We start from the raw sequence: 21,689 nt of genomic DNA, 5'->3' as shown, positions 1-21,689 counted from the left end.
GACGCGGGCAGTGGGCGATCGGACGCGGACGCGGACGGGGCCGTGCCGGAGCCGGCCTGCGCCGGGGCCGGGCCGGCGGCTGCCCCGGTGCGGTTCCGTCCGGCCCGGGTGTGTCCGGTACGGGTCCGCGCGGCGGTGCGGCGCCGTCGTGCCTGCCAGATCACGCCGTCGGGACGCGCGAAGAGGTAGACCACGGCGAAGACGATCGCCTGGCAGAGCACCACGGCGGCGCCCGTGGAGATGTCGAGGTAGTAGCTGGCGTAGACGCCCGCCAGGGAGGCGGTGACGGTCAGCACGACGGCGATCACCAGCATGCGGTCGAAGCTGCGGGACAGCAGGAACGCCGTGGCGCCGGGCGTGATGAGCATGGCCACGACGAGGATGATCCCGACGGCCTGGAGCCCGACGACGACGGTGAGCGCGAGCAGGCCGAGCAGCAGTGCGGACAGCAGTCGTGTGTTGAGCCCGATCACGTGGGCGTGCGTGCGGTCGAAGGCGAGCAGGGTGAGGTCGCGCCGCTTGAACAGCAGGATGGCGAGGGTCAGCAGGCCCAGGAGGAGGACCTGCCACACGTCACCGGCGGACACGCCGAGGACGTTGCCGAAGAGGATGTGCATCAGGTCGATCTGCGACGGCGTGGCGGAGACGATGGCCAGCCCGGTGGCGAACAGCGCGGTGAATACCACGCCGATCACGGTGTCCGACTTCAGCTTGGTGGTGGACCGGACGATCCCGATGAGCGCCACCGCCCCCGCGCCGAAGACGAAGGCGCCGATGGAGAAGGGGATGCCGAGGATGTAGGCGAGGGCCACGCCGGGCAGGACGGCGTGGGACACGGCATCGCCCATGAGCGACCACCCCATGAGGATGAGCCAGCAGGAGAGGACGGCGGCCACGACGGCGGCGGCGAGGGTGACGGCGAGGGCCCGGGTGAGGAAGCCGTACTGCAGGGGCTCGAGCAGGAAGGTGACGATCTCCATGGTCAGGACCCCCCGTCCGGAGCGGCGGAGGCGGCGGAGCGCACCGTCGTGGTGGACGGCGCGGGACCGAAGGCGCGTGCCAGGTTCCCGTGGGTCAGCACGAGCGAGGGATCGCCCTGCGCGAGCACGCGACGGTGCAGGAGGACCGCTTCGTCGCACAGCTCGGGCACGCCCGCGAGGTCGTGGGTCGACACCAGCACCGACCGCCCCTCGTCCCGCAGTGTCTTCAGCAGTGCGGTCATGGTGCGCTCGCTCGCCTGGTCGACGCCGGCGAAGGGCTCGTCGAGCAGCAGCAGCCGCGCGTCCTGGGCGATGCTGCGGGCGATGAAGACACGCTTGCGCTGGCCACCCGACAACTGGCCGATCTGGCGCCTCCTGAGGTCGGCCAGGCCCACGCGTCCGAGCGCGTCCTCGACGGCCGCGCGGTCCGGTGCGCGCAGACGGCGGGAGGGGCCGAGTCGCCCGTACAGGCCCATGGCGACGACGTCGGAGACGGAGACGGGGAAGGTCCAGTCCACCTCCTCGGCCTGCGGCATGTAGGCCACGAGGCCCTGCTTCCGGGCGCTCGCAGCGGACCTGCCGAACAGCTCGACGCTTCCGGTCCCCGGGACCAGCAGCCCCATGAGCGCCTTGAACAGCGTCGACTTGCCCGAGCCGTTCACGCCGATGAGTCCGCAGATCCGTGCCGCGTCGAGGGTCATGGAGACGTCGTCGAGCGCCTGGACCTCCCCGTAGCGCACCCCGAGGTTGCGGACGTCGAGTGCCCGCCGGGTGGACGGGGCGGCAGAGGCCGTCATCGCGAGAGTCCTTCCGTGATCGTCTCGAGGTCGTGGCGGATGAGATCGACGAACGTCGGTACCGGCCCACCGGCTTCCGACAGCGAGTCGACGTAGAGCATGCCGCCGAGTTCCGTGCCCGTGGCGAGGGCGACCTGCTCCTGCGCCGAGGGATTGACCGTCGATTCGCAGAAGACGGTCGGCACGTCGTTCTCCTCGACGAATCCGATGACGTCCCTGATCTGCCGCGGCGTGCCCTCGGCGTCCGCGTTGACCGGCCAGAGGAAGGCCTCCTCCAGGCCGGCGTCCCGTGCGAGGTACGAGAAGGCACCCTCGCAGGTCACGAGTGCGGCGACGTCGAGGGCGGCGAGCTCCTCGCGGAACCCCGCGAGGAGCCCTGCGAGGTCCTCCTTCAGCCGGCGGCCGTTGGCCTCGAAGTCGGCGGCGTGCTCCGGAGCCAGGCCGGCGAGCGCCGCCACGGTGTTGTCGACATAGGTCTGCGCCGCGAGGGGCGACATCCAGGCGTGCGGGTTCGCCCGGCCGGTGTAGTCCCCTGACCGGATGTCGACCGGTTCGACGCCGTCCGACAGCACCACGTGCGGGGCGTCGACGGAGTACAGGAAGCGCTCGAACCAGCGCTCGAGGCCGAGCCCGTTGTCCAGGATGAGGTCCGCGTCCTGTGCCCGGACGAGATCCGAGGGCGTCGGCTCGTAGCCGTGGATCTCGGCGCCGATCTTCGTGATCGACTCCACGCGGACGTGCCCTCCACCGACCGTGTCGGCGAGGTCGGCGAGCACGGAGAAGGTCGTGAGGACCAGGGGCCGTGCGTCCGTCCCGGCCGCCGGCGCCGCATCGACGGCACAGCCCCCGAGCAGGAACGCCGCGGCGACGCACCACGCGGTCCCCGCGCGGTGCGTCCGTCCGCACTGGGTGGAAGGCATACCTAAAAGTAGCGTTTAGGCATGCCGAAATCTAGGGGGTCGACAGGGAGGCGCGCCATGCGTGGGTGTAGTACGGGATCCTGATGGTGGCCGCCGGGTCGAAGGCGAGGTAGTCGGTGAGGTACCAGCGCAGATTCGACTCCACGCGCGCCCGGAGCGCCGGTGTGGCGCGCTGGTAGTAGCTCCGCGACCTCGCGAGGTCGAGGACGTCGGCGACCGGCAGCTCCTGGGCCCAGTGCACCACGAGGTCCTCCGGCGGCCCGAAGGCGGCTCCGAGGTCGGGCCGGTACGCGGGCGAGTAGACGTCCCCCGCATGCATGATGCGGGACAGGCGGTGCACCCAGGGGAGCGAGACGTCGAGCTGGTTCCACACCAGTGCCAGGCGTCCGCCCGGCACCAGGACCCGAGCGGCCTCGCGGAGCGCGGCGGGATGGTCGCACCAGTGCCACGTCTGCGCCAGCGTGAGCAGGTCGACGGACCTGTCGGGCAGTGTGGACTCCTCCGCGGTGCCCTGCACCACGGGTACACCGGGCAGGCGCGCCGAGAGGACGGCCAGCATGTCCTCGGACGGGTCGACTGCCGTCACCTCGAGTCCGCGCTGCGCCAGGAGGGCCGTGAAGAGACCGGTCCCGGCGCCGATGTCCGCCGCGCGACGGGCGTTCTCCGGCACGATCCAGTCCGCGACCGGTGCGGGATACCCGGGACGGACACGGTCGTAGCGGCCTGCTCCGGAGAGGTAGGCGCGCGCCATCTCCAGGCGCCGTTGCTCGTCGAGCCGAGGGCCGGAACTCACCGGATGGCCTGCGGCCGGAGGACCGCGCGGCTAGAGCAGGTCATCCACGTCCGGGTTGAGGGTCCGCAGGACCTCGCTGTGCAGGGTGCCGTTCGTCGCCAGCGCGTTGCCGCCGAACGGGCCGTCCTCGCCGTCCAGGGAGGTGAAGCGTCCCCCGGCCTCCGTGACGATGGGGACGAGCGCCGCCATGTCGTGCAGGTTCAGTTCGGGCTCGCAGGCGACGTCGACGGCGCCCTCGGCCACGAGGCAGTAGGACCAGAAGTCCCCGTACGCCCTCGTGCGCCAGACCCGGTCCGTCAGGTTGACGAACTCGGCGAGCGCCCCGCGCTCGCGCCAGCCGGACAGGCTGGAGTAGGACAGCGAGGCATCCTCGAGCCGGGAGACGTTGGACACCCGCAGGCGTTGCGCCGCCGCGAGGGACTTCCCGGTGTACGCGCCGGTACCCTCCGCCGCCCACCAGCGTTTGCCCAGGGCGGGCGCGCTGACGACGCCGACCACGGGCCTGCCCTCGTCGATCAGGGAGATCAGGGTGGCCCAGACGGGCACGCCGCGCACGAAGTTCTTGGTGCCGTCGATCGGATCGATGACCCAGCGGCGGGAACCGGACCCGGTACTGCCGAACTCCTCGCCGAGCACGGCGTCACGGGGGCGGGCACGCGAGAGCTGGCCCCGGATCGCCTCCTCCGCGCTCTTGTCCGCGTCGGTGACCGGGGTGAGGTCCGGTTTGGTCTCGATGCGGAGGTCGAGTGCCTTGAAGCGCGACATGGTCTGGTCGTCGACCGAATCGGCCATGATGTGGGCGAGACGGAGATCGTCGTTGTAGCCCTGCGAGAAACTCATATCCATCAACCTATCGTCTGGGTGGCGCATCGGGCACGGGGACGCGGGACGGGAGGGCCGTGACAGCAGAAAGCCACCGCGGGCTCGCGCCGCGCGGTGGCTTCCTGTCCGGCGCCGCAGAGCGGCACGGGGAGAATCAGAGAACGGTGATGTTCTCGGCCTGGGGGCCCTTGGGTCCCTGGGTGGTCTCGAAGTTGACCTTCTGGTTCTCTTCGAGGGAGCGGTAGCCGCTCGAGTTGATCGCGGAGAAGTGGGCGAACACGTCAGCGCCTCCGTCGTCGGGAGCGATGAAGCCGAAGCCCTTTTCGGCGTTGAACCATTTCACTGTGCCTGAAGCCATGATGTATTTCCTAACCTGGGAGAGCGTTCCGACGTTCGGGCGCTCATCGTGGTGTTCGTTACCCGCTTATCGTCAAAAGCTGTCGAACTCCAGGTGGAGGGTCAAGGCTTGAAATTTAATGCGCAAACAACAACAGCACCCAGCCTACCAGTGATCGGGCGGATCACTGCTGCCCCAGTTCCTTGGCGTCATGGGCACTGCCCCGCGGGTCGGCCGTTCCGGCGTTGAGGAGGCGTCGGAGGGACGCGAGGCGGACCGGCCCGGACTCACCGGCCAGTCCTTCCGCGACATAGCTGTCCAGTCCGCAGTCGACCGCCTGGCCGTCGTGGCGGCAGCCCCGCTCGCAGCGTTCCGTGCCCGGTTCGAGGTCCGGGAAGGCCTTGAGGATGCGGTCGGCGTCCACGTGGGCGAGTCCGAACGAGCGGATGCCCGGGGTGTCGATGATCCAGGTGCCCGGGGCGGCGTCGGCCGCCTTCAGCGCGAGGGCGGACGACGACGTGTGCCGGCCCCGCCCGGTCACCGCGTTGACGCCCCCCGTGGCGCGTGTGGACCCGGTCAGCGCATTGACCATGGTGGACTTCCCGACGCCCGAATGGCCGAGCAGCACGCTCACCTGGCCGTCCAGCTCGTCGCGCAGGGCGTCGACCGCGCCGGAGGAGAGGCGCGCCGACTCGCCGTCGTCGGAGGTCGCCTCGATCCCCACGCCCTCGTCCGTCCGGCTGATGATCACGCGGAGGTCGAGGTGCTCGTAGTTGGCGAGCAGCGGGGCGGGATCGCGGAGGTCGGCTTTCGTGATGCACAGCAGCGGCTCGATACCGGCGTCGTAGGCGGCCACGAGCGCGCGGTCGATGAAGCCCGTCCTCGGCTCCGGGTTGGCCGCGGCGACGACGATCACGAGCTGGTCCGCGTTGGCGACGACGACGCGTTCCACGGGATCGGTGTCGTCGGCGCTCCGGCGCAGGACGGTCCGGCGGTCCTCGATCCGTACGAGGCGCGCGAGGGAGTCCGGGCCGCCGGAGAGATCTCCGACGAGGGCCACGAGGTCCCCGGCGACGACGGCGCTGCGCCGCAGTTCGCGCGCGCGCGCCGCGACGACGATCCGCTCGTCGGGGGTGTCCTCGTCGACCACCGTCGTGTAGCGCCCGCGGTCGACCGTCACCACGCGTCCCGTCACGGCCTCGTCGTAGGCGGGCCGGTTCTTCGTGCGGGGGCGGGTGCCCTTCTTGTTGGGCCGGATCCGGACGTCGGACTCGTCCCAGGCCCTCGAACCGCGGCGGTTGCCGGCCTCGCTCATGCCCGTGCCACCGCGTCCGTCGCGTCCGGGGAGCCGGCCGTGCCTGCGACGACCGCCCAGAGGTCGGGGAACTCCGGCAGGGTCTTGGCCGTGGTGCCGATGTTCTCCACCTCGACGCCGTCGACGGCCAGCCCGATGATCGCGCCGGCGGTTGCCATCCGGTGGTCGTCGTAGGTGCGGAAGACTCCTCCGTGGAGCGGTGCGGGTCGGATGACGAGGCCGTCCCCGGTCTCCTCGGCGTCGCCGCCGAGTCCGTTGATCTCCGCCACGAGCGCCGCGAGGCGGTCCGTCTCGTGGCCGCGGAGGTGGGCGATGCCGGTCAGCGTCGACGGAGAGTCCGCCAGCGCGCACAGGGCGGCGACGGTGGGGGCGAGCTCGGAGGTGTCGGCGAACACACCTCCCGAGATGGCCGCTCCACCCGTCACGGTGAGCACGTCGCCGTCGAGTTCCGCCTCCGCTCCCATGAGGGGGAGGATGCGCCGCCACGCGTCGCCGACCTGGGTGGTGCCCCGGGGCCAGTTGCGTACGCGGACCGTCCCGCCCGTGACCACGGCCGCGGCCAGGAAGGGGCCGGCGTTGGACAGGTCGGGTTCCACGGCGACATCGAAGGCGCGGATGGGGCCCGGGGAGACGCGCCAGTGGTTCGGCACCGTGTCGTCGACGGATACGCCGACCGACCTCAGGGTCTCGACAGTCATCCGGACGTGGTCGAGGCTGGGGACCGGCTTGCCCACGTGTTCGAGGTGGAGCCCGTCGGCGAACCGGGCGCCCACGAGGAGGAGGGCCGACACGAACTGCGAGGACGCCGAGGCGTCGATGACGAGGTGCCCGCCCCGGACCGTCCCGTTCCCCTGCACCGCGAAGGGCAGGGCGTCGGCGCCGTCGTCGTCGACCGCAATGCCGAGTCCTCGGAGGGCGGCGATGATGCTGCCCATGGGACGGCGGCGTGCGTGCGGGTCGCCGTCGAAGGTCGTGGTCCCCTCGACGAGGCCGGCGAGCGGGGGGACGAAGCGCATGACGGTGCCGGCGAGGCCGCAGTCGACCGCGCGGGCCCGTCCGTCGCCCGTGCCGGTCCGGAGGGGTGTGACGTGCAGGTCCGGACCGAAGTCACCGTCCCCCGGAATCTCGTCGATGACGGCGCCGAGGTCGTGCAGGGCTGCGACCATCAGCGCGGAGTCGCGGGAGTGCAGGGGCCTCCGGATGGTGCTCGGCCCGTCGGCGAGGGCTGCGAGGACGAGGTACCGGTTGGTGAGGGACTTCGAGCCAGGGACCGAGATGACCGCGTCCACGGGACGGGTCAGGCGGGGCGCCCGCCACAGATCCTGCTCGGACACCCCGCCTGATGATACGGACATGGAGCCTAGGAACCCACGACGTCGGCGGCGGTCCTGCGCACGGCCTTGTCGGCTTTCTCGAACTGCTTGCGGGCGTCCTTGCCGAGGCCGAGGGCGTTCTTCCGGGCGTCCATGGCGAGGTGCTCGGCGCGCCAGGCGATGCCCGGGCGGCCGTTGGTGTCCACGGTGGCCAGCAGGACGGTGCCGATCAGCGAGAGGTTCTTGAGCAGCTGCGAGCGCCTGTCCTTCTTGCCCTCCGGGGTCGAGGCATCGGCGGAACGGTAGTCCACGAGGGTGTTGACCGTGGTCGTCACGGCCAACAGCAGGGCCGCGGCGCGCGAGAAGCGCCCGATGCCGAGCAGGAGGGCCGCACCCACCTGGGTGGCCCCGAGCACCTGGCCCACGAGCTTCTCGTTGCCGGTGACGGCCGCGGCGGAGGGGACGACTTTGGTCACGCTCGCGAGGACCGGCTTCAGCTGCGGCGCGGTCGCGCCGGCGTTGCGGAGCCGGTCGACGCCGGAGAGGACGAAACTGCTGGCGATCAAGGGTCGGGCGATTACGCGGACAAGGGTCACAACTGCCTCCTGGTTGCCGGCGGCGTGAGCCGGGCATCGGTTGACGTATACGAAGCACGCTGGGTCTAGTTTTACACGCCGCACCACCGCGTGCGATGCGGAACCGGGCGGTGGCCGGGCGCTTGCGGCGGGCAGGAAGGGTGGACGACGAGCGGGGCGGGAACGCCGGCGGCGTTCCGCGGCAGGAACCCGTGGCAGGAATAAGGGTGGGAGGGTGCGGGTTGAAGCAGAGGTGAAGGACGGGCGAACGGGAGAGGAATGGCACGGATGACGGGGATACGGACCGCGACGGTCGAAAGACCGGATTTCCAGCTCTCGACCTCGGTTCTGCGGAACACCACCCCGGCGCCGCGAGGACCGGGACGCGTAGACTTTGGCACGATGAATACAACAGCCCCAGCAGGTAGCAGCCAGGCGGAAGACGCCGAGCTGGACGTGTCCACGGAGTCGGAAGCCGACCGCAAGGCGCGCTTCGAGCGCGACGCCATGCAGTATGTCGACCAGCTCTACTCGGCCGCCATGCGGATGGCGCGGAACCCCAGCGACGCGGAGGACCTGGTCCAGGAGGCCTATACCAAGGCGTTCTCGGCGTTCCACCAGTACAAGCCGGGCACCAACCTGAAGGCGTGGCTGTACCGCATCCTCACCAACACCTACATCAACCTGTACCGGAAGCGGCAGCGCGAGCCGCTGCAGTCCCATTCGGACACGATCGAGGACTGGCAGCTCGCGAAGGCCGCCGAGCACACCTCCAGCGGACTCCGCTCCGCCGAGGCCGAGGCACTGGACCACCTGCCCGATTCCGATGTGAAGAGTGCCCTCCAGGCGATCCCGGAGGAGTTCCGGCTCGCAGTCTACTTCTCGGACGTCGAAGGCTTCGCGTACAAGGAGATATCGGAAATCATGAACACGCCCATCGGGACCGTCATGTCCCGGCTGCACCGCGGCCGCAAGCTGCTGCGCGAACTCCTCGCCGAGTACGCGCACGAGCGGGGCCTCGGTGTCACCGCAGGTGCTGGCACCAAGACCCGGGTCGCGACGGGTGCAGCGGGCAAGGAACAGGAGATGAAGAAATGAGCGATTGCGAGAGCATGGGCGATTGCGCCGACTCGAGGATCGAACGGCTGTACGAGTACCTGGACGGCGCGCTGTCCCACCAGGACCTCGTGGAGATCAAGGACCACCTCGACGGCTGTCCGCAGTGCGCCGAGGAACACGATCTCGAGTGCGTCATCCGCTCGGTCGTGAAGCGGTCCTGCACCGAGGTCGCGCCGTCGACGCTGAAGACGAGCATCCTCGACCGCATCAGTCAGCTCAGGACCGTCGACCACTGACGACCCGAAGGCCGCAGGCGGTCGTGCCGATCGTCGTGCCGGCCGTAGAGACGAGAGAACCTCCGTACCCTGTGGGTGCGGAGGTTCTCTCGTCGATGCTGTAACGCCTGGACTCAGGTGTTGGGGCGCTTACCGTGGTTTGCGCCTCCACGCTTCCGGTCGCGACGCTTGCGTGCTCGCTTGCTCATGGCTGCCTCCTTTTTCGTCAGGCACTGTAGTCGTGCAGAACTGCACCCAAGTCTCCCATACTGCAACCGGCGTCACCTAAACAGCGCCCGGGGCCGCGGGGCCGGGCGCCGCAGGCCCGCCCCTAGGATGGGTGGACATCCGCGACCGAAGGAGCTTACGTATGCGCGCCGCCTATGCAGCAACCCAGTCAGGAGCCGATCCGCTCGCCGGCCTCACCGTCGGTGAAGTCGATGCCCCCGATGCACCCGCCGGATTCCGGCGCGTGAAGGTGGTCGCCTCCTGCCTGAACCACCACGATCTGTGGTCGCTGAAGGGCGTGGGCCTGCCGGCGGACCGCCTGCCCATGGTGCTCGGGTGCGACGCCGCGGGGATCGACGACGACGGCAACGAGGTGATCGTGCACGGCGTCGTGTCCTCGCCGGACTGGCAGGGCGACGAGACCCTCGACCCCCGGCGCTCCCTGCTCTCCGAGCGCTATCCCGGCACGATGGCGGACTACGTCTGGGTGCCGCAGCGGAACCTGGTGCCGAAGCCCGCGGCGCTGTCCTTCGAGGAGGCGGCGTGCCTGCCGACGGCCTGGCTCACCGCGTACCGCATGCTCTTCACCGTCTCCCCTGCGGCCCCCGGGTCCACGGTGCTCGTGCAGGGCGCAGGGGGCGGCGTGGCCTCGGCGCTGATCGCGCTCGCAGCCGCCGCAGGGTTCCGCGTATGGGTGACGAGCCGGAGTGCGGCGAAGCGGGAGCGGGCGCTGGGGCTCGGCGCCGAGCAGGCCTTCGACGCCGGTGCCCGCCTGCCGGAACGGGTGGACGTCGTGTTCGACTCGGTGGGGGAGGCCACGTGGGCGCACTCGCTGAAGTCCCTGGTGCCCGGCGGGACGGTGGTGACGTGCGGCGCGACGAGCGGACCGGCGCCGTCCGCGGACCTGAACCGGGTGTTCTTCCTCCAGCTGCGTGTCCTGGGTTCCACCATGGGGACGCGGGAGGAGCTCGTGAGGCTCACACGCTTCCTCGTCGCCACCGGTGTTCGCCCCACGATCGACACCGTCCTGCCCCTCGAGGACGCGGAGCAGGGCTTCCGACGCATGCTCGACGGCGACGTCTTCGGCAAGATCGTCTTCCGGCACTGAGCCCGCGCCGGACGGACAGGGCACCCGCCGCCCGCGCGGTGCCCTGTCCGTCGTCGGTGCTGCCGTTACTCGGCGCCCGCGGCGAGGAGCGCCGTGCGCTGCTCGCGGCGCAGCGACTGCTCGCCGGGGTCGGGTACCGGAGCGGCAGCGAGCAGGCGGCGCGTGTACGGGTCCCGGGGGTACTTCAGGATCTGCTCGGTGGTGCCCTGCTCCACGAGGTTCCCCTTGTTGAGCACCGCGATATGGCTCGCGAGGAGCTCGACGACGGCGAGGTCGTGGCTCACGAACAGGCAGGCGAAGCCCCGCTCCCTCTGCAGGTCCTGCAGGAGCTGGAGGACCTTGGCCTGCACGGAGACGTCCAGGGCCGACGTCGGCTCGTCGGCCACGAGGAGGTCCGGCTGGAGCGACAGGGCCCGGGCGATGCCGACGCGCTGGCGCTGCCCGCCCGAGAGCTCGTGGGGGTACCGGTTGCGGAAGGCCACCGGCAGCTGGACGTCCTCGAGCAGGGACGCGACGCGCTTGTCCAGCTCCGCGCGGCCCGGCTTCTCGTGCAGCAGCAGGGGCTCGCCGATGCTGTCGCCGATGGAGAGCCGCGGGTTGAGGGACGCCGCCGGGTCCTGGAACACGATGGCGAACTTCTTGCGCAGCGGCAGGAGCTGGCGGGCGGTCAGCTCCGTGATGTCGGTGCCGCCGATTCGCACCGTGCCCCCGGAGGTCCGGATCAGTCCGGTGACGGCGCGGGCGATGGTCGACTTGCCCGAGCCGGACTCGCCCACGAGACCCAGGACCTCGCCCGGGTTGATGGTGAGGGAGACGCCGGTGACCGCCTTGAAGGGCGGCTGGCGGAAGCGGCCCGGGTACTCGATGTCGACGTTCGTGAGCTCGAGCGCCGGGACGACGCCGCTCGCCGTGTGCGTCTCCTGCGCACGCAGCGCCGCCTCCGCGAACTCCTCGTGGATGCTCAGCCGGCCGTCCACCACCTCGACGTCGGCGAGGACACCGCCGACCTTCGACCCGAGGTGCGGTACCGCGCCGAGGAGCTGCTTCGTGTAGGCCTCGGCCGGGGCCGCGAACAGCTGCGCCGTCGGCGCCGCCTCGACGATCCGCCCGCGCTCCATGACCACCACGTGGTCGGCGAGGTCGGCGACGACGCCCATGTCGTGGGTGATCAGCAGGACCGCGCTGTTGAGCCGCTTGTTGAGCTTGCGCAGAAGGTCCAGGACCTCGGCCTGGACCGTGACGTCGAGCGCGGTCGTGGGCTCGTCGGCGATGAGCAGCATGGGGTCGTTGGCCAGGGCGATCGCGATCATGGCGCGCTGGCGCTGGCCGCCCGAGAACTGGTGCGGGAAGGAGTCGTACCGTCGCTCGGCCTCGGGGATCTCCACCATGCGGAGGAGTTCGATGGCGCGTTTCCTGGCCTGCGCTGGCGACAGCTCTGTGTGCTGCTCGACGGCCTCCCGGATCTGCTCGCCCACGGTGAGCACCGGGTTCAGCGCGGTCATGGGCTCCTGGAAGATCATCGCGATCTCGTTGCCGCGCACGCGCCGGAGGGTCCCCTGGGGTGCGCCGATGAGCTCCTTGCCCAGCATCTTGGCGCTGCCGGTCGAGCGTCCGTTGCGGGGGAGCAGGCCGAGCAGGGCCATGGAGGACATGCTCTTGCCGGAGCCCGACTCACCGACGATCGCGAGGATCTCGCCGGGGTGGATCTCGTAGGAGACGTCCTCGGCGGCCATGACCCACTCGTTGTCGACGTTGAACTCGACGCCGAGGCCCCTGACCGCGAGGATGGGGCCGTTGCCGACGGGTGCCTGCTCGTCGGAGATGATGACGGATCGGGAACTCATTACTGCTTCACCCTTGTCTGCTTGGGGTCGAACGCGTCGCGCAGGCCGTCACCGATGAAGTTGACGGCGAGGGCGATGCCGATGATGAAGGCGCCGGGCCACAGGAACAGCCATGGGCGGACGGTCAGCGCCGAACGGTTGTCGTTGATGGCCTTGCCGAGCGAGGTGTCCGGCGCCGTGACGCCGAGTCCGAGGTAGCTCAGGGCGGTCTCGAGCAGGATGGCTCCGGAGATGGCCAGTGTCGTGGAGACGATGATGACGCCGACGGTGTTCGGGAGGATGTGCCGGAAGATGATCCGCACGGAACTCGCGCCGACGGACTTCGCCGACTCGACGAACTCCTTCTCGCGCAGCGAGAGGAACTCGCCACGGACCAGGCGGGCGAGCCCCGTCCAGGTGACGAGCCCGAGGAAGATCGCGAACGGGATGATCCCGGCCTTGGCCACGATCCCGGCCACTGCGGCCGCGATGACGACCGTCGGGATGGTGATGACGACGTCGGTGATGCGCATGAGGAACGCCTCGGTCCAGCCACGGAAGTAGCCGGCGACGGCGCCGACCGTGGTGCCGATGACCATCGCGACGAGCCCGACGATGAACGCGATGATCAGGGAGGTCTGGGTGCCGCGCATCGTCAGCGCGAAGTAGTCCCGGCCGAGGACGTCCTGGCCGAACGGATGCTCACCGAGGCTGAACGGCCACAGCGTCAGGGTGGGCCGGCCCTCGTTGAACCGTGCTGCGAGCACGTTGTAGTCCTTGTTCCACCAGCCGGGGATGCCCGCGAAGCCGATGGAGCTGAAGGCGAGCAGGAAGATCAGGGCGAGCAGTGCGATGCCCGCAAGCGCTCCCTTGTGGCGGAAGAAGCGCTCGCGGATCAGCCGGCCCTGGCTCTTCGCCTCGGTGGTGCGGATGCGGTCCGTCTGGCCCCGCGTGGGGGTGGCGGTCGCGATGTCGGTGTCCTGGCTCTGCAGCGTCATCTCGGACAGCTCCAGGGACGCGCGGGAATCGTCCCGCTGGTTCTGGTGATTGCTCATGGGGTGTCCTAGCTCAGGGTGATGCGCGGATCGAGGAACGCGTAGGCGATGTCGGCGAGCATGTTGAACAGCACCGCGGCCGTGCCGACGACCAGGAAGAAGGCCATCACCGGCCCCGGGTCCACGTTCTGGATGCCGTCGACGAACATCTTGCCCATGCCGTTCCAGCCGAAGACCTGCTCGGTGATGACGGCACCGCCGAGGACCCCGGCGAAGTCGAACGCCATCAGCGTGGTGATCGGGATCATCGCATTGCGGAAGGCGTGCTTGACGAGGACGGTCCGCTCGCTGAGGCCCTTGGCCCGCGCCGTGCGGATGTAGTCCTGGTTCATGACGTCGAGCTGGCTGGCCCTGGTGTACCGGGTGTAGGTGGCGAACGAGATGAGGGTCAGGGCGATCGTGGGCAGGATCAGGTGCAGCGCGTAGTCCAGGTTGATCTCCCAGAACGTGCCCTCGAGATTCGCGGACTGCGATCCCGTGGTGGGGATCGGCCGGCCGCCTGCTTTCGCGGACAGGGTCGGGTAGGCCTGGAGGAGGCGGTCGAGCACGATCAGCAGGCTCACGGACACGGCGATCACGGCGCCGATCTTCGCGGCCTGGGCGCGGAACGGTCCGCCGACGAGACCGGCGACGACGTACGCGACCGCGGTCATCACGACCACCAGGGCGAGCACCGCGAGCCAGTTCGGGTCTTCGAGCAGAGGGATCGAGGCGAGGTAGCCGAGGAAGCCCACCGCGGCGGCGGCGAGGGCCGCGTTCAGCACGCGGCGGCGCCGGAAGCCGGCGAGCAGGGCCGTCCAGAGGACGGCGACGCCTGCGGCCGAGACCAGCATGCCGACGACGCCGAGGCCGGGATCCACGAACCAGCCCGTGACGAGCAGGAGGTAGAGCGCGAGTGCGGTCGCGACGGCCGCGACGCCGAACACGACGAGTCTGCGCCTGCGGTCGCCGCCCACGGCGACCGCCCAGACGACGCCGGCGACCACCCCTATCAGGGCGATCGTCGCGTACGAGAACTGCGGGTTCGCCAGCCACGTGTTGAGGTCGATCGCCAGGTACTGCTTGAGGAGCGTCGAGAGCCAGAACAGGGGCAGCGAGAAGAGCAGGAACGAGATGAAGGTGACCGAGTAGTCGAACGTGCTGTACTGGCGGATCGCGGTGACGATACCGACGACCACGCCGAGGACCAGGGCGAGCACTGTCGCGACGACGACCAGGCGCAGGGTCGAGCCCATGGCGTTCTCCAGTTGCGGGAGGACGGCGGCACCGGTGCGGTCCTGGCCGAGCGTGCAGCTCACGCCGCCGGGGACGAGGCAGTGGCCGACGTCCTGCAGCCAGAGGAAGTAGCGGGGGATCGGCGGCACGTCGAGGTTCATCGCGGCGGTGCGGGCCGCGATGGTGGCGGCTTTCTCGGGGCCGCTGGTCTCGCCGAGGTCCTCGAAGGGGTCACCCGAGGAGATGGTGAGGAAGTACATCAGCGTGGTCGCTGCGAGCATGATGAAGAACGAGATGATGGATCGCTTGGCGATGAAGTAGAACACGTGGGGCTCCTAGGAAACGGTGCAGTCTGTCGCGGGTCCGAGCAGAAGGACGGGCAGGCCAGGAGGCCTGCCCGTCCTTCTGCAGATCCGGAAGGATCCGATCAGTTCTGCTTCGTCCAGCTGTAGGCATTCCAGGTGATGCCGGTCTGCGTCGGGTTCAGTTCCACGCCCTCGAGCTTCGAGGAGTAGCCCGCGATGTTCGGGTTGGCGTAGAGGACCACGTTGTACTGCGTCTCGGCGAGGCGCTGTTCGAGCTCGGCCTTCAGCGGGACGACCTTCTCCGTGTCCGTGTTGGTCACGATCTCGCTCCAGATGCGGTCGACCTCTTCGTCGGCGTAGCCACCGAAGTTCTGCTCACCGCCGGAGACGTAGATCGATTCGCCGGAGGCGACGAGGCCGGAACCGGCCCACCCGAAGACGACCGCGTCCCACGCGCCGGGCTGCGAGAGCTTGGCGCTCCACTCGGCCTCGGGCTGCGGGGTGATCTCGAAGCCGGCCTTGTCACAGGAGTCCTTGACGAGGGCGACCTGGTCGGCGCGCAGCTGGCTCGTCGACGCGAACATCATCGAGACCTTGACGGGCTCGGTCTTGCCGGCCTCGGCGAGCAGTGCCTTGGCAGCCTCGATGTCGGCGACGCCGTCGCTCTTGGCGGCGGGAGCGCCCTCGAGGACGGTCTCGTAGTCGGCCTGCGCCGGCTGGTACTCGTGCAGGTTGAGGACGGAGCCCTCGGGGTCGACCGGGGTCACGAACTTGTCCACCATGTCGGCGGTGGGGATGCACTTGGCGAAGGCCTGGCGGACCTTGAGGTCCTCGAACACGGCGCCGGGGCGCTGGTCGAGATCGACGTGCGAGAAGGTCAGCGACTGCCCGGTGTCGACGGTGACCGTCTCACCGATCTGCTCGAGGGCGGTCTTGGTGTCGACGGTCGGGCTGGAGGGCTCGATGATGTCGACGTCGCCGTTCTGCAGCGCCTGGACGGCTTCCTCGTCGACGATGGTCTTGAAGACGATCGTGTCGGTCTTGCCGGCACGCTCCTCGCCCCAGTACTGGTCGTTCTTGACGAGCGTGAGGGTGCCGTTGGTCGCGTTGTCCAGCGTGTAGGGGCCGGACGAGGGGAGGAGCGCCGTGTCCGGCAGTGTCGGGAGGTCGGCTTCGTAGTTCCAGCCGGTGTTCCAGAACTCGGCGACCGGGCCGAGGGCCGCGCGGTCGTCGGCCTGGATGGCCTCGATGAGCTCCGCGCCGTCGCCCTCCGCGGACAGACCGGCCTGCTCGGCGGCGATGTGCGCCGGCATGAGTGCGCCCGACATGACGGACTCCCAGTCGGCGTAGGGCTCGGTGTAGACGACCTCGAACTCCTTGGCGCCGGGCTCGCCCTCGGGCATCTCCATCTGGCCGAAGCCGTTGGTGGAGGACGCGAGGAAGAGATCCGCTTCCTCGCCGGTCTCCGCATCGGTCGTGCCGCTCGGGTGCGTGCCCGAGAAGGCGGCCCACTGCAGGAGCACGTCGTCGAAGTCGATCGCCGTGCCGTCCGACCAGACAGCATCCTCGTTGATGGTGTACTTGACGGTCAGCGGGTCGTCGCTCGTCTTCTCGTAGGTGCCGAACTCCTCGTTCTTCTCGAGGTTGCCGTCGGCGTTGAACGCGACCCAGGAGCTCGTGGTCAGGTTGTTCACGTACGTGTTGTAGACCGCGTTGGTGGCGGCCGTCCCGTCGTTGTAACCGGTCGGGGCCTGGCTGATCGCGATGTTGATCGTCGTGGCCAGGTTCTCCGCGGCACCTTCCGATGCCGGGGTCTCTGCGGTGCCGCCCGCGGATCCGCAGGCGCTCAGGGTGAGCGCTCCGATGGACAGTGCGGCGAGCGTCAGGGTGCGCTTATTACGCATTCGTTAGTCCTTACTGTGCTGGGCGCGAGGGACGCGAGAAAGTCCTCCGAGGCGGATTGTCGCCGTGACGGCAATCACACTCGGACAGCATAACCATGGAAAGTTGCCTTCGGACACTCAGTGAGCCATTGATAACCCATTCGTTACCTCGTGGAAATACGGGGTCCCGGGGCAACAGAAAAGCCCCGGAAACGGCGTGTCTCCGGGGCTCCAGGTCCTGCGTCTGCCTTACTCTGGCGCGGGCACGTCCAGCCACTGGAACCAGCCGCGGTGGAGGACGAGCCAGGCCATCAGGCCGTAGCCGGCCTGGCCGGGACCTCCCCCGTTCGCTGCCAGGTCGTGGCGCCACTGCTCGTGGGCGAGCAGGGGGGTGAAGGTGTCGACGAACACGTGCTTGCGGCGCGTCGTGACGTCACCGAACGCGGCCGAGAGGTCCGCGAGGCGACGGTTGCGCTCCGCGTCGAGGCCGGGGGGCGGCCCGACGACGAGGACCTTGACGCTCATCTGCGACGCACCGTCGAGGATGTTGGCGAGGTTGAGGCGGCTCCTCGCCGTGGACAGGTCGAGGTCGAGGTCGCGGTCCGACAGTCCGATGACGAGGCGGTTCTCGAATCCGTCGCCGAAACGCCGTCCCACCTCCTGCAGCCAGCGGTTGGCGAGGGCTTCGGTCCCCTCACCCGGGGCCGCGAGGCTGTAGGCCTCGACCGAGGCGTTGTCCGGCCGGGTCCGGGCCATCACGCGGCCGAGCCAGCCCAGCGCCCGAGGATCACCGAGCCCCGCGAGGAGTTCGTCGCCCACTGCTGCTAGCCGGATTCTGCGTCGTTCCACTGGTCCCTCGGTGTGCTGGTCGTCGGTGCTGGTCGGTGCTGCTCGGGTGCTGCTCAGGGCCGTAACGGGCCGCCGGGGAACCCGCGCGAGCCATCGACCCGTCCTTAAAGACGTCAGGTGGGGCCTGAGCCCCACCTGACATCATACTGATGGCCTTACTACTGGCGGCCGAAAGCCCTCTTGATGAGGAGTTCCTGCTCCACCGCGTGGTTCTTCGCGGATCCGGTCGCGGTCGAGGCCGAGGCGGGACGCGAGGCCAGGCGCACGGGTCGGTCCAGTTCCTGCGGCAGGTTGAGCCCGATGAACGGCCACGGCCCCTGGTTCGCCGGTTCGTCCTGTGCCCAGACGATCTCCGCGTTCGGGTAGGTGGCCAGTGCTTCGCGGATCTCGTCGAGCGGCAGCGGGTACAGCTGCTCCACACGCACGATCGCCGTCCTGCCGTCGTCGAGCTTCTGGCGTGAGGACAGCAGGTCGTAGTAGAGCCGTCCGGAGACCAGGATCACGCGCTCGACGTCGTTGCCCGGCGTCTCCAGCGTATCGGGGATCACGGGACGGAAGGTCCCCTGTGTGAAGTCCTCCACCGAGCTCGCGGCCGCCTTCAGGCGCAGCAGCTGCTTCGGGGTGAAGATCACGAGCGGCTTCCGCGGGCGGTGGTACGCATGCCGGCGCAGCAGGTGGAAGTGCGACGCCGCCGAGCTCGGGTTGGCGACGACCATGTTCTCCTCGGCGCACATCTGCAGGAAGCGCTCGATGCGTGCGGAGGAGTGGTCGGGGCCCTGGCCCTCGTAGCCGTGCGGCAGCATGAGCACGAGGGAGGAACGCTGTCCCCACTTCTGCTCGGCGGAGCTGAGGAACTCGTCGATGACGATCTGGGCGCCGTTGACGAAGTCACCGAACTGCGCTTCCCAGATCACCAGGGCGTCGGGGCGCTCCACCGAGTACCCGTACTCGAAGCCCATGGCGGCGTATTCGCTCAGCAGGGAGTCGTAGATCCAGAACTTCGCCTGGTCCTCGCTCAGGTCGTCGAGGGGGAGCCACTCGTGGCCCGTCGCGCGGTCGTGGAAGACCGCGTGCCGCTGCACGAAGGTGCCACGGCGCGAGTCCTGGCCGGCGAGGCGCACGGGGACGCCCTCCATAAGGAGCGAACCGAAGGCGGCGATCTCGCCGAAGCCCCAGTCGATCCCGCCCTCGCGGGACATCTGCTCGCGCTTGTCCAGCAGGGCCTTCAGCTTCGGGTGCACCGTGAAGCCCTCGGGGATCGCGGTGTGCGCCGCGCCGATGTGGGCCAGGGTCTCCGTGCTGATCGCCGTCTGCGGTGCCTCGGCCTCGCCGCCGTCCGCCTGCTGGGCGTACGGGCGCTCGATGTCGGAGACCGCCTGCGGGTCCTTCGTGACGATCGGGATCGGGGAGGTCTGTGCGGCGTGCGTCTCCGCGAAGACGCGCTCGAGCCGCTCCTGGTAGTCGCGCAGGGCCTGCTCGGCCTCCTCCTGCGTGATGTCGCCGCGGCCGATCAAGGCCTCGGTGTACAGCTTGCGGACCGAGCGCTTCGCCTCGATCAGGTTGTACATCATGGGCTGCGTCATCGAGGGATCGTCACCCTCGTTGTGCCCGCGACGGCGGTAGCAGACCATGTCGATGACGACGTCCTTGTTGAACCGCTGACGGAACTGGTACGCCAGCTGGGCCACACGGACCACGGCCTCGGGGTCGTCGCCGTTCACGTGGAACACCGGGGCCTGGACCATCTTCGCGACGTCGGTGGAGTACACCGACGAGCGCGACGACGTCGGGCTGGTGGTGAAGCCGACCTGGTTGTTCACGATGACGTGGATGGTGCCGCCGGTGCGGTACCCGCGCAGCTGCGACAGGTTCAGGGTCTCGGCCACCACGCCCTGGCCCGCGAAGGCCGCGTCGCCGTGGATGAGGATCGGCAGGACCGGGAAGGTCTCGCCCTGGTCGAGGAGGTCCTGCTTGGCGCGGACGATGCCCTCGAGCACCGGGTCCACCGCCTCCAGGTGGGAAGGGTTCGCGGCGAGGTAGACCTTCGTCTCGTTGCCGGCGTCGGAGGTGAACGTGCCCTCGGTGCCGAGGTGGTACTTCACGTCGCCCGAGCCCTGGACGGAGCGGGGGTCCTGCGTGCCCTCGAACTCGCGGAACACCTGGGCGTAGGTCTTGCCCGCGATGTTCGTCAGCACGTTCAGGCGTCCGCGGTGGGCCATGCCGATCGCGACCTCGTCGAGGCCGTCGTCCGCCGCACCGGAGATCACTGCGTCGAGCAGCGGGATCAGGGATTCGCCACCCTCGAGGGAGAAGCGCTTCTGGCCGACGAACTTCGTCTGCAGGAACGTCTCGAAGGCCTCGGCGGAGTTCAGCTTGTGCAGGATGCGCAGCTGCTCCTCCCGGCTCGGCTTGGAGTAGGGGTGCTCCAGCTCGTCCTGGAACCACTGCCGCTCGGCCGGGTCCTGCAGGTGCATGTACTCGATGCCCGTGGTGCGGCAGTACGCGTCGCGGAGGACGCCGAGCATGTCGCGGAACTTGAGCATCGGCTGGCCGCCGAAGCCGCCCGTCGGCCACTCGCGGTCCAGGTCCCACAGCGTGAGGCCGTGGGTCCGGATGTCGAGGTCGGCGTGCTTGCGCTGGACGTACTCGAGCGGATTGGTGTCCGCCATGAGGTGACCGCGCACGCGGTAGGCGTGGATGAGCTGCTGGATCCGGGCGACCTTGTTGATCTGGTCCATCGGATCGACCTGGATGTCGGCGCTCCACCGCACGGGCTCGTAGGGGATGCGCAGCGACTCGAAGATCTCGTCGTAGAAGCCCTGCTCGCCCAGCAGTAGCTGGTGGATGATCCGCAGGAACTCGCCACTGCCCGCGCCCTGGATGACGCGGTGGTCATAGGTCGAGGTCAGGGTGATGGTCTTGCTGATCGCGTGCTTCGCGAGGGTCTTCTCGCTCGAGCCCTGGAACTCCGCCGGGTACTCGAGGGCGCCTGCACCGATGATGCAGGCCTGACCCTTGGACAGGCGGGGGACCGAGTGGACCGTGCCGATGCCGCCGGGGTTGGTGAGGGACACCGTGGTGCCTGCGTAGTCGTCGGCGCCGAGCTTCCCGGCACGGGCCTTCTTCACGAGCTCCTCGTAGGCGTGCCAGAACTCCGAGAAGTTCATGGTCTCGGCCTTCTTGATGTTCGGCACCACGAGCGAGCGCGTCCCGTCGGGCTTCGGCATGTCGATCGCCAGGCCGAAGTTGACGTGGGCGGGCTGCACCGCGGAGGGCTTGCCGTCGATCACGTCGTAGTAGACGTTTTGCGACGGGAACTGGGCGAGGGCCCGGATGATCGCGTAGCCGATGATGTGGGTGAAGGACACCTTCCCGCCACGGGCACGCGCCAGGTTGCTGTTGATGACCACGCGGTTGTCGATGAGGAGCTTCGCCGGGATCGCTCGCACGCTGGTCGCGGTGGGGACGCTCAGGCTGGCTTCCATGTTGGTGGAGATCGCCTTGGCCGGTCCGCGCAGCACGCTGACCCTGTTCTCCTCCATGTCGGCGTTGCGGTCCGAGGCCGGCAGCTGTGCCGGGATGGGCTTGGTCCCCGGCTTCTCCTCCCGCGACGTCTCCGGCTTCTTCGCCGGTTCGTTGGGGACGGGCGGCTTCCCGCTCTGCTGGGTGCTGGCGGGCGACTCCCCGGAGGCCTTGGGTGCGGGAGCCTCGGCCTGCACGACCGGGAGTTCCTTGGTGGGGGGATTGGAGGCCGCGGGTGCCGCGGCTGCCGGGGGAGTGCTTCCGTTCGAGGGGCGGGACTCCGGGGTGGTGGCCGCCGGGGAGGCTGCGGGGTCCTCGGGCCTGTCGGCCGCCGTCCGGCCGTTCTCCGCCGACGATCCCTCCGCGTCGAAGGAGTCGAACAGGTCCCACCACTTCTTGTCGACCGAGTGGCGATCCTTCTGGAACTGCTCGTAGAGCTCGTCAACAAGCCACTCGTTCCCGCCGAATTCTTCAGGTAGACGGTGGCTGGTTTGTTCTGGCACTTGGTATACGCC

Annotated in this window: 18 protein-coding genes and 1 pseudogene; 3 read left to right on the top strand and 16 right to left on the bottom strand. The window is 69.3% G+C overall.

Translation table 11 applies throughout. The features are described 5' to 3' along the window. Positions 1-122 precede the first annotated feature (122 nt). The 9 genes and pseudogenes from ACX80L_RS13985 to ACX80L_RS13945 form a co-directional block, all read right to left on the bottom strand. Positions 123-980 (bottom strand): annotated as a pseudogene (locus ACX80L_RS13985) (metal ABC transporter permease); the annotation flags it as partial. Between the two features lie 2 nt (positions 981-982). Beyond that, complete coding sequence (locus ACX80L_RS13980) at positions 983-1,777, bottom strand: metal ABC transporter ATP-binding protein (RefSeq protein ID WP_459269462.1); 795 nt, start codon at positions 1,775-1,777, stop codon at positions 983-985. Continuing rightward, positions 1,774-2,697, bottom strand: a complete 924-nt coding sequence (locus ACX80L_RS13975) for a metal ABC transporter substrate-binding protein (RefSeq protein WP_459290350.1) — start codon at positions 2,695-2,697, stop codon at positions 1,774-1,776. Before ACX80L_RS13975 ends, ACX80L_RS13980 begins: the two co-directional genes overlap by 4 nt. A 31-nt stretch (positions 2,698-2,728) precedes the next feature. After that, complete coding sequence (locus ACX80L_RS13970; RefSeq protein ID WP_459290348.1) at positions 2,729-3,490, bottom strand: class I SAM-dependent methyltransferase; 762 nt, start codon at positions 3,488-3,490, stop codon at positions 2,729-2,731. A gap of 30 nt (positions 3,491-3,520) precedes the next feature. Continuing rightward, entirely contained in the window at positions 3,521-4,330 is an 810-nt protein-coding gene (gene hisN, locus ACX80L_RS13965) for a histidinol-phosphatase (RefSeq protein ID WP_459290346.1), read from the bottom strand. Between the two features lie 136 nt (positions 4,331-4,466). Continuing rightward, positions 4,467-4,670 carry a cold-shock protein gene (locus ACX80L_RS13960; RefSeq protein ID WP_133080889.1) on the bottom strand — a complete coding sequence of 68 codons (204 nt, stop codon included), beginning with the start codon at positions 4,668-4,670 and terminating at the stop codon, positions 4,467-4,469. A 163-nt stretch (positions 4,671-4,833) separates the two neighbouring features. Next, positions 4,834-5,964 carry a ribosome small subunit-dependent GTPase A gene (rsgA, locus tag ACX80L_RS13955; RefSeq protein WP_459290344.1) on the bottom strand — a complete coding sequence of 377 codons (1,131 nt, stop codon included), beginning with the start codon at positions 5,962-5,964 and terminating at the stop codon, positions 4,834-4,836. Next, entirely contained in the window at positions 5,961-7,319 is a 1,359-nt protein-coding gene (gene aroA, locus ACX80L_RS13950) for a 3-phosphoshikimate 1-carboxyvinyltransferase (RefSeq protein ID WP_459290342.1), read from the bottom strand. The genes rsgA and aroA overlap by 4 nt, the downstream gene beginning before the upstream one ends. Positions 7,320-7,324: 5 nt before the next feature. Further along, complete coding sequence (locus ACX80L_RS13945) at positions 7,325-7,873, bottom strand: DoxX family membrane protein (protein ID WP_133080886.1); 549 nt, start codon at positions 7,871-7,873, stop codon at positions 7,325-7,327. Between the two features lie 381 nt (positions 7,874-8,254). Between ACX80L_RS13945 and ACX80L_RS13940 the strand changes: the two genes are divergently transcribed. After that, the gene (locus tag ACX80L_RS13940) at positions 8,255-8,950 is read left to right on the top strand and encodes a sigma-70 family RNA polymerase sigma factor (protein ID WP_244186262.1); all 696 of its coding nucleotides are present in this window, start codon (positions 8,255-8,257) and stop codon (positions 8,948-8,950) included. Next, positions 8,947-9,207 (top strand): mycothiol system anti-sigma-R factor, encoded by a 261-nt coding sequence (gene rsrA / locus ACX80L_RS13935; protein ID WP_133080884.1) that lies wholly within the window; start codon positions 8,947-8,949, stop codon positions 9,205-9,207. The genes ACX80L_RS13940 and rsrA overlap by 4 nt, the downstream gene beginning before the upstream one ends. Before the next feature lie 113 nt (positions 9,208-9,320). Here the strand turns inward: rsrA and ACX80L_RS13930 are convergent, their stop codons facing one another. Next, on the bottom strand, positions 9,321-9,395 hold the full coding sequence (locus ACX80L_RS13930) for a 50S ribosomal protein bL37 (protein WP_369299106.1): 75 nt from the start codon (positions 9,393-9,395) through the stop codon (positions 9,321-9,323). A gap of 161 nt (positions 9,396-9,556) precedes the next feature. On the opposite strand from ACX80L_RS13930, the gene ACX80L_RS13925 reads away from it, so the two are divergent. Next, positions 9,557-10,522 carry a zinc-binding dehydrogenase gene (locus tag ACX80L_RS13925; RefSeq protein ID WP_208741526.1) on the top strand — a complete coding sequence of 322 codons (966 nt, stop codon included), beginning with the start codon at positions 9,557-9,559 and terminating at the stop codon, positions 10,520-10,522. Positions 10,523-10,587: 65 nt separating this feature from the next. Here ACX80L_RS13925 and ACX80L_RS13920 read toward each other — a convergent pair whose 3' ends face one another. The 6 genes from ACX80L_RS13920 to ACX80L_RS13895 all read right to left on the bottom strand — a co-directional run bounded on the left by ACX80L_RS13920 (position 10,588) and on the right by ACX80L_RS13895 (position 21,677). Further along, positions 10,588-12,366, bottom strand: a complete 1,779-nt coding sequence (locus tag ACX80L_RS13920) for an ABC transporter ATP-binding protein (protein WP_208741525.1) — start codon at positions 12,364-12,366, stop codon at positions 10,588-10,590. Continuing rightward, entirely contained in the window at positions 12,366-13,400 is a 1,035-nt protein-coding gene (locus tag ACX80L_RS13915; protein ID WP_459290340.1) for an ABC transporter permease, read from the bottom strand. The genes ACX80L_RS13920 and ACX80L_RS13915 overlap by 1 nt, the downstream gene beginning before the upstream one ends. A gap of 8 nt (positions 13,401-13,408) precedes the next feature. Then, positions 13,409-14,941 (bottom strand): ABC transporter permease, encoded by a 1,533-nt coding sequence (locus ACX80L_RS13910; RefSeq protein WP_208741524.1) that lies wholly within the window; start codon positions 14,939-14,941, stop codon positions 13,409-13,411. 101 nt (positions 14,942-15,042) lie between these two features. After that, positions 15,043-16,824, bottom strand: coding sequence for an ABC transporter family substrate-binding protein (locus ACX80L_RS13905; RefSeq protein WP_459269467.1), 1,782 nt, complete (start codon positions 16,822-16,824; stop codon positions 15,043-15,045). A gap of 228 nt (positions 16,825-17,052) precedes the next feature. After that, positions 17,053-17,652, bottom strand: a complete 600-nt coding sequence (locus ACX80L_RS13900; RefSeq protein WP_133080880.1) for a GDSL-type esterase/lipase family protein — start codon at positions 17,650-17,652, stop codon at positions 17,053-17,055. A gap of 158 nt (positions 17,653-17,810) precedes the next feature. Continuing rightward, the gene (locus ACX80L_RS13895) at positions 17,811-21,677 is read right to left on the bottom strand and encodes a multifunctional oxoglutarate decarboxylase/oxoglutarate dehydrogenase thiamine pyrophosphate-binding subunit/dihydrolipoyllysine-residue succinyltransferase subunit (RefSeq protein WP_459290338.1); all 3,867 of its coding nucleotides are present in this window, start codon (positions 21,675-21,677) and stop codon (positions 17,811-17,813) included. Positions 21,678-21,689: the final 12 nt, after the last annotated feature.

It is taken from the genome of Arthrobacter sp. MDT1-48-3 (genome assembly GCF_054511015.1).
Note: the sequence above shows the minus strand (reverse complement) of the source record. Positions and strands in the feature narration are given on the sequence as shown.